Annotated in this window: 5 protein-coding genes and 3 pseudogenes; 7 read left to right on the top strand and 1 reads right to left on the bottom strand. The window is 62.6% G+C overall.

Annotated elements, in window-relative coordinates:
- Positions 1–590 (top strand): MFS transporter (locus ABF648_RS03590; RefSeq protein ID WP_415630921.1); only part of this gene is annotated, 590 nt, incomplete at its 5' end.
- A gap of 255 nt (positions 591–845) precedes the next feature.
- Entirely contained in the window at positions 846–1,403 is a 558-nt protein-coding gene (locus ABF648_RS03585) for a hypothetical protein (protein ID WP_415630920.1), read from the top strand.
- A gap of 139 nt (positions 1,404–1,542) precedes the next feature.
- Here the strand turns inward: ABF648_RS03585 and ABF648_RS03580 are convergent, their stop codons facing one another.
- Positions 1,543–3,075 (bottom strand): polysaccharide biosynthesis tyrosine autokinase, encoded by a 1,533-nt coding sequence (locus tag ABF648_RS03580; RefSeq protein WP_415630919.1) that lies wholly within the window; start codon positions 3,073–3,075, stop codon positions 1,543–1,545.
- 602 nt (positions 3,076–3,677) lie between these two features.
- Between ABF648_RS03580 and ABF648_RS03575 the strand changes: the two genes are divergently transcribed.
- The 5 genes and pseudogenes from ABF648_RS03575 to ABF648_RS03555 form a co-directional block, all read left to right on the top strand.
- The gene (locus tag ABF648_RS03575) at positions 3,678–4,379 is read left to right on the top strand and encodes a transposase (RefSeq protein ID WP_415630918.1); all 702 of its coding nucleotides are present in this window, start codon (positions 3,678–3,680) and stop codon (positions 4,377–4,379) included.
- Between the two features lie 59 nt (positions 4,380–4,438).
- Positions 4,439–5,296, top strand: a pseudogene (locus ABF648_RS03570) (IS481 family transposase); the annotation flags it as partial.
- A 177-nt stretch (positions 5,297–5,473) separates the two neighbouring features.
- Positions 5,474–5,704, top strand: a complete 231-nt coding sequence (locus tag ABF648_RS03565; RefSeq protein ID WP_415630924.1) for a hypothetical protein — start codon at positions 5,474–5,476, stop codon at positions 5,702–5,704.
- Positions 5,614–5,880 (top strand): annotated as a pseudogene (locus ABF648_RS03560) (hypothetical protein); the annotation flags it as partial. The gene ABF648_RS03565 and the pseudogene ABF648_RS03560, both read left to right, overlap by 91 nt.
- 47 nt (positions 5,881–5,927) lie before the next feature.
- Positions 5,928–6,266: pseudogene (locus ABF648_RS03555) on the top strand (transposase); the annotation flags it as partial.
- Positions 6,267–6,687 lie beyond the last annotated feature (421 nt).

Raw genomic sequence — 6,687 nt, 5'->3', positions numbered from 1 at the left:
CTGACAAGCTCGGACGCAAGCGCCCCTACCTGGTGGTCGCCGGCCTGTGCGTCGTGCTGCCCTTCGTGTACTTCCCGATCATGGAAACCGGCAAGAGCTGGCTGGTGCTCATCGCCGTGCTGCTGGGCTACGCGACCGCTGCTTATGGGGCCGTCGGTATTCAGATGTCCTACTTCCCCGAACTGTTCGGCAGCCGCTACCGCTACGCCGGCATGACCCTGGCCCGCGAAGTCTCCACCGCGATCGGCGGCGGCATCGCACCCTTCGTCTGCACCGCCCTGCTCGCCAAATTCCACATCTGGATTCCGCTGGCCATCTACATGGCCGTCGCCGGCATCATCGCCTTCGCCTCAGCATGCACCGTGCCCGAGACCGCCAACCGCGACCTCACCCTGCTCGACGACGCCAAGCCCGGAGAGGCCCAGCTGCCCAGGAAATCCAGCGCTCAGGTCCTGGCTGCAGAAGCCCTCGGCTCGGATGCCCTCGTTGCCGAAACAACCGAGGCATCGGAATCAGCCGTTCCTGTCAAGGTGATCGGCATCGACGGCTCAGTTGTTGTCAACGACGATCAGACCACATTGACTGTGTGAGTTCGCACGCCTCGGACGGCCCGACTGTTGCACAGTGAAAGTGGCCCGGTGGTACATCGGCCAGATGTCCGATGCAGGTGCTGACCGCGTCGTCGTGGCGCGCCGGACCGGCATCGTTCATCTGGCCGATGGCCTCTGTGGAAGATGCGCGTCCAGGCGATCGAGAACCGGAGGACCTTCGCGCCCATCTGTGTCAGCTCGCAAAGCTATTCTGTCAGCGCCGAGCTGGGCAATCCGCTGAGGGGAATCGGGCTCATGACATTGCGTGTACTCACCGTCTGTACTGGGAACATCTGCCGTTCGCCTGCTGCAGCGGCGATGCTCAATGCAGCCCTTCCCGGTGTCGTCGAGGCCACCAGCGCGGGAACGAGATCGGTGCGAGACTCCGACATGGAACCGCACATTCGTCAGCTGCTTGTTTCCCGGGGCATCACTCCGGACCCACACCGTGCGCACACGGTGACTGAGCGTGAGCTCGACGGCATCGACTTGGTACTCACCATGACCACGGATCAGCGCGGAGCCGTGGCGGAGCTCAACCCGATGGCTGTGCGCAGGAGTTTCACTCTCAAGGAATTCGCCCGCATTGCTGTCGATCTGGTCGACTCGGGCAGGGTTCAGTGGCAGGCCCATGATGAGCCGGAAGAGAGGTTGCGCCAGATGGTGGAGCCTGCGTCCCGGTATCGCGGCAGGTCGTTCACGGGCGACGATGACGTGAAGGATCCCTACGGGGGAACGCAAACGGACTACGAGCAAGCCATCGTGCAGATCGAGCAGGCCGTCGAGACAATCCGGCGGACATTCCTGGAGTGAAAAACGCACGTTGAGAAGGCGTCCCTGCGCGCCAGTCCGTGGGCGAGGGGCGCCGCGTGGGAGAGGCTCGCATGAATGGCTCTGGGACGGGCGCGATGCCTCCTGTCCTGCCTGTCCGTCCAGGCCAGGCGTGACGCCGTCATACTCGAGGTATGCGGGATGTTGCCGAGGAAGCGTCGAGATCAACAGATTCGCGGGCTCGTTGCGGCGCCTGTTCGGTAGGCCAGCGTGGTGCCATCCTGCCAATGGGAGCTACTTCCTCGACTGAGTTGATGGAGTCAGACGAGTCTTTCTTGATGGAGTCAGACGAGTCTTTCGAACTCCTGTATTCGTATCGATAGCCATACCCATCGCCATAGCTCCCCCGAGAGCCATCAAGCCTGTTGAGAACAATGCCCAGAACGTTTGCATCAACCTGCTGCAGCGAATCGAGCGCTGCGCCGACCTCAGGTCGCTTCACCTTGTTGGCGCAAGCAACAAAGACCACGCCATCGGTCCAGCGGGTGAGCACCGCAGAGTCGGTGACCGGAAGGACAGGCGGGGCATCGATGATGACCCTGTCGTAGCTGGCTGCCATCTCCTTGATGAGTACCTTCATGCGCTCAGAACCCAGCAGCTCACTGGGGTTCGGCGCACGGCGTCCGAGTGGCAGCACATCAAGCGTGCTGTCCTGCCAGGGCTGAACGACATCTCGCAGACGGGCACGGCCAACCAGAACGGTCGTAAGACCAACATGGGACTCGATGCCCAAGGTTTTTGCTACTGAAGGCCGGCGAAGATCACCATCGACGAGCAGCACCCGCTCCCCCGTCAAAGCCAGCGCAGCCGCAACAGCGATAGCCGTGGTCGTCTTGCCTTCACCAGGGATCGCGGACGTGATCTGGAAGACCGATCCCTCAACGGTGACCGCCACGAACTGCAGATTCGTTCTCACCCGGCGCACGGCCTCCGCCCACTGGCTCTCGGAGTCGCCATCGCGAACCAAAGCCATGCGATCATCCATCGTCGCGGTGGGAAGCCCACCGAGCTCGGGGACATCGAAGGACTTGAGGTCACGGCCCGAACGGATTCGGGTGTCGAAGTTCTCCACAAGAAGAGCCGCCGCAATGCCGATGACCAGGCCGACCAGCACACCAATACCGATGTTCCTGACCGGCTTCGGGCTAGACGCAGCCGATGGAAGCGTCGCAGGAGTGATGACGCTCACTTTGATCGTGGCCGAACCATCCGACCTGGCGGGTGACAGCCCTTGAACCACGGTGATCAATTGCACTGAAATTGCCGTTGCGATCTCGTTGGCCGACTGCGCGGAATCCGCCTCGACACTGAGATCCATGACGACAGTACTGGTCGTTGAGGTGGCCACTACGCTCTTAGCAAGCTTCGTCGGCGTCGTAGCCAGACCAAGCTTGTCAATCACCGGCTGCAGAACACTGGGAGACGTCGCCACTTGAGAAAACGATTTCATCTGCTGCTGGGTGAAACTGGAACCCTCATTGATATCCGCATTTGACTGCGCGCCTGTAGTAGCGAAGAACAGCTGCGTATCCGATGTGTACTTCCGTGGCATCGCCACCGTTACCACCGCGGAGACAGCCACAGCAAACACGAGCCCAAGTACCACACAGAACCACCGCTTCCGGAGCACGTCCGCATAGTTTCGCAGGTCCATGAGCAGCCTTTCAGGCACTGAGAACGACAGCTGAAGGGTATCAGGGCACGAAGTGCGTCATACCAATACGGTGCGCTGTACGAAGCGTCACTCCTCAAACTCATGCCTTGGCCCGCGCTAGACGGTATGTCGTGACCCCATCTGGGGTAGCTCTGGCGGACCGGGGCCTCTCCGCGTAATGATGCGTGGGTTGCCAGGCGGGTGGGCTGTCTGGCTGTTCCGACATTCGTGGGAGGCCCCGTTGTTCAACGAGCGTACGAGTGTGGGACTGGATGTGCACGCCCGGCAGGTGGTGGCACACGCGATGGATTGAGGGGTTGCCGGGTCTTGCGGCGGCGATCTACGAGGCAGGCCCGACGGGCTACGGGGCCCGGGCACTGATGTTGGGGGGATCCGCTGTGTGGTGGCCGCTGCCTCGAAGGTGCAGCGTCCGGCTGGCGAGCGGGTCATGACTGATGCCCGGGATGTCGCTCATCTGGCCAGGCTGCTGAGGTTGGACGAGTACACGGCCGTCACCGTGCGGCCAGGAGACCGAGGCCGTCTGGGATCTGGTGCGGGCCCGCGAGGACTGCAGGGCCGATTTGATGGGGACCCGGCACCGGGTGCCCAAATTGTTGTTGGGCCACGGCGTGGTGTACTCGGGTGGGAAGGCTTGGGCGGGGGCCGATTTGGGTTGGCTGGAAGGCCAGCACTTCGACCTGGCGGCCACCCAGACGGCCTTCGACGAGGGCCTGGACCACGTCATTTCCACCATCCGGCGCAGGGACCGTCTCGACGAGTGGATCAGCCAGATCACCGCTGATTCATCCTGGACCCTGATCATCCGACGCCTGGGGTGGCTGAGGGGCATCTCGGATCTGACGGGGTTGGGTCTGGCCGTCGAGATCGGCGACTGGAACCGGTTCACCGGCAACTCGCTTGGCGCCTGTGTGGGCTTGGTGCCCTCCGAGTGTTCCTCGGGCGCTTCCAGGGCCCAGGGCCCGATCATCAAGACCGGCAGGACATGTCGCCGGTTGCTGGTCGAGGCGGCCTGGCATCACCAGCACCGTTACGTGGCCGGCAAGGCGATGCGCGGCCGCTGGGATCTCGCATCGCCTGAGGTCTGGGCCCGCGGCGACGCGGGCAACCGGCGTGGAACCAGTTCAAGGCCCGTAACAAGCGTCCCAGTGTGGCCAACATCGCTATCGTTCGGGAACTGGCGGGCTGGTGCGGGTCCCACAGTCTTGACCCGAACCTGCTCGCTTAACAAAACAACACTACATATCAGATGTATTTCCCCGGCAAGTTGTGAACGGCTGAGGTAGGTGAAGACCTCCGGGAAGGATGTGGGTTACCACATTCACGTGCGAACCACGGAGGTCTTCTGACTCACGCTAACGCGCCCTTGACGCCGGAGGGGCGTCGTCGTCTTGCTTTATTGCCGTTGATCGGCGCTGGTCGTTGCGGCGCACGGCGGAACGGTTCCAGTGCTCACCGGCCACGGCGGAACGGTGGGTTGACCGGTATCGGGCCAGGCTGCCGCTGACTGACCGCAGATCGAGGCCGCAGACGTCGGCGAACAGGCTGGCGGTGAAGTCGGAGCGGCGGATCGTAGCGTTACGGTTCACCCGCCAGTGGGGTCCGCACCGGATCGCGTATCACCTGCGGTTGCATCGCTCGACTGTCGGACGCGTCCTGGGCCGATACGGCATGGCGAAGCTCGCGAACACCGACCAGTCCACCGGGTTGCCGGTGCGTAAGCCGGCACCGAAGCGGTACGGGGTCGCCGCGCCCGGCCTACTGGTGCACGTCGACATCAAGAAGCAGGGCCGTATCCCCGATGGCGGTGGGTGGCGCGCTCCCGGGCGCGGATCGATCCAGGATCGCAAGGCCGGTATCGCACGCGACAAGGCTGCCCGTTCCGGCGCGGCCATCTCCCGTAGGCTACCGGTATTTCCACCATGCCGTGGACGACCACTCCAGAGTCGCCTACTCGGAGGTCCTCGACGACGAGCGCAAGGCGACCGCGACCGGGTTCTGGACCCGCGCGAACAGGTTCCTCGCCCGCCTCGGCGTGACCATCACCGCTGTGATGACCGGCAACGGATCCTGCTACCGCTCCCACGCCTTCGCGGAAGCGCTCGGCGAGGACGTGAAGCACAAGAAGCACAAGTGAACCAAGCCCTACCATCCGCAGACCAACGGGAAAGTCGAACGCTTCTACCGCACGCTCGCCACCGAATGCGAGGCTGTCGACGCCAATCCCGACTCCACCTCGATAGCTTGATCAGAAGACTGCCCGTCCCCGCTCAACTGCGGATCGTGGCTCATCACAGTGCTGCCCCGAAGTGACTTCCATCCAGGCTGGCGTCGGCCGCATCAGCGGCCAGACATGTCGCCCGTCTGGAAGGAATCCGCCGTGACCTTCGTCGCGCATGCCCACCCGTTCATCATCGGCGCAGACACCCACGCCCTCGCCATCGTGGTCGCCGCGACCGGCGAACTAACCGCAACAGAACAGTTCCCCACCACCGACGCCGGCATGAACCGGTCGATCGCATGGGCAGCACGCCGCATCGAGGGCTACCGGCCACCTTGTGGGCAATCGAAGGCGTCACCACCTATGACGCCCAACTGGCCTCTGCGGTGAATCGAGCCGGCTACGACGTCGTGGAGGCTACGCGAATGAACGCGCGAGCCCAACGCGGCAGTGGAAAATCGGATCCATTGGACGCCCACAGGATCGCTTCGGCTGTCCTGCCCCCGCGACCTGATCAGCTTCGACACCCGCGTAGCACTGGCAGCGTCCGAGCTGCGCAGCGAATCCTCGTCACCGCGCGTGAGAATATGACGACCGAGCGCATCGCGACAATGAGTTCGCTGAGCAGTGGGGTGAACGATATCCGGCGATCATCCAACTCTGGCGCAACTCCTGAGCGCAGTATCGTGCCGTTCCTCGAATACGACGTCGAGATCCGGCGAGTGATCTGCACGACCAACACGATCGAATCGATCAACGCCCGCTACCGCAGGGCCGTCCGAGCGCGCGGCCACTTCCCCAACGAGACCGCTGCACTGAAGTGCTTATATCTCGTAACACGGTCGCTTGACCCTACCGGCGGCGGGAGGCACACTGGATGATCCGGTGTAAGCCAGCCCTCAACGCCTTCGCGATCACCTTCACCGGACGGTTCGAGAAAACCACCCACTAATGAAAACCGCCAGGCCCACACACCGTTTAACGAACAGTCCCCATGATGAGAACATCGTGATCATTGGCGGGACGTTCGAGATTGCCCTTGAGGCTACTGGCCCGTCTGGTCGTCAAATTCGATTCTTCCGCGTGCTGAACGTCACCATCCTTGATTCGACAGTGGCTGAGTGGAGGGGAGATTGGTGCGCGACATGCGCGTTCTGCAAGAAAGTCTCTGTCTATGGTATGCGCATTAGTGGCTCCTAGGCGCTATCGGTGAAGATGGGCTGCCGCATAGACGACCAGTCGCGAAACAGGTAATTCTTTCGGCGTGGGCTCTGGTCGTTTGATGAACATTACACTCACCCCAACAATAAAGAGTACGACGATCACCCCTACGAGCCCCCAAACTCGCATAGACCTCAGCCAGCAGCGGATTC

The sequence above is a fragment of the Propionibacterium sp. genome, assembly GCF_047719395.1.
Taxonomy (GTDB): Bacteria; Actinomycetota; Actinomycetes; order Propionibacteriales; family Propionibacteriaceae; genus Propionibacterium.
Note: the sequence above shows the minus strand (reverse complement) of the source record. Positions and strands in the feature narration are given on the sequence as shown.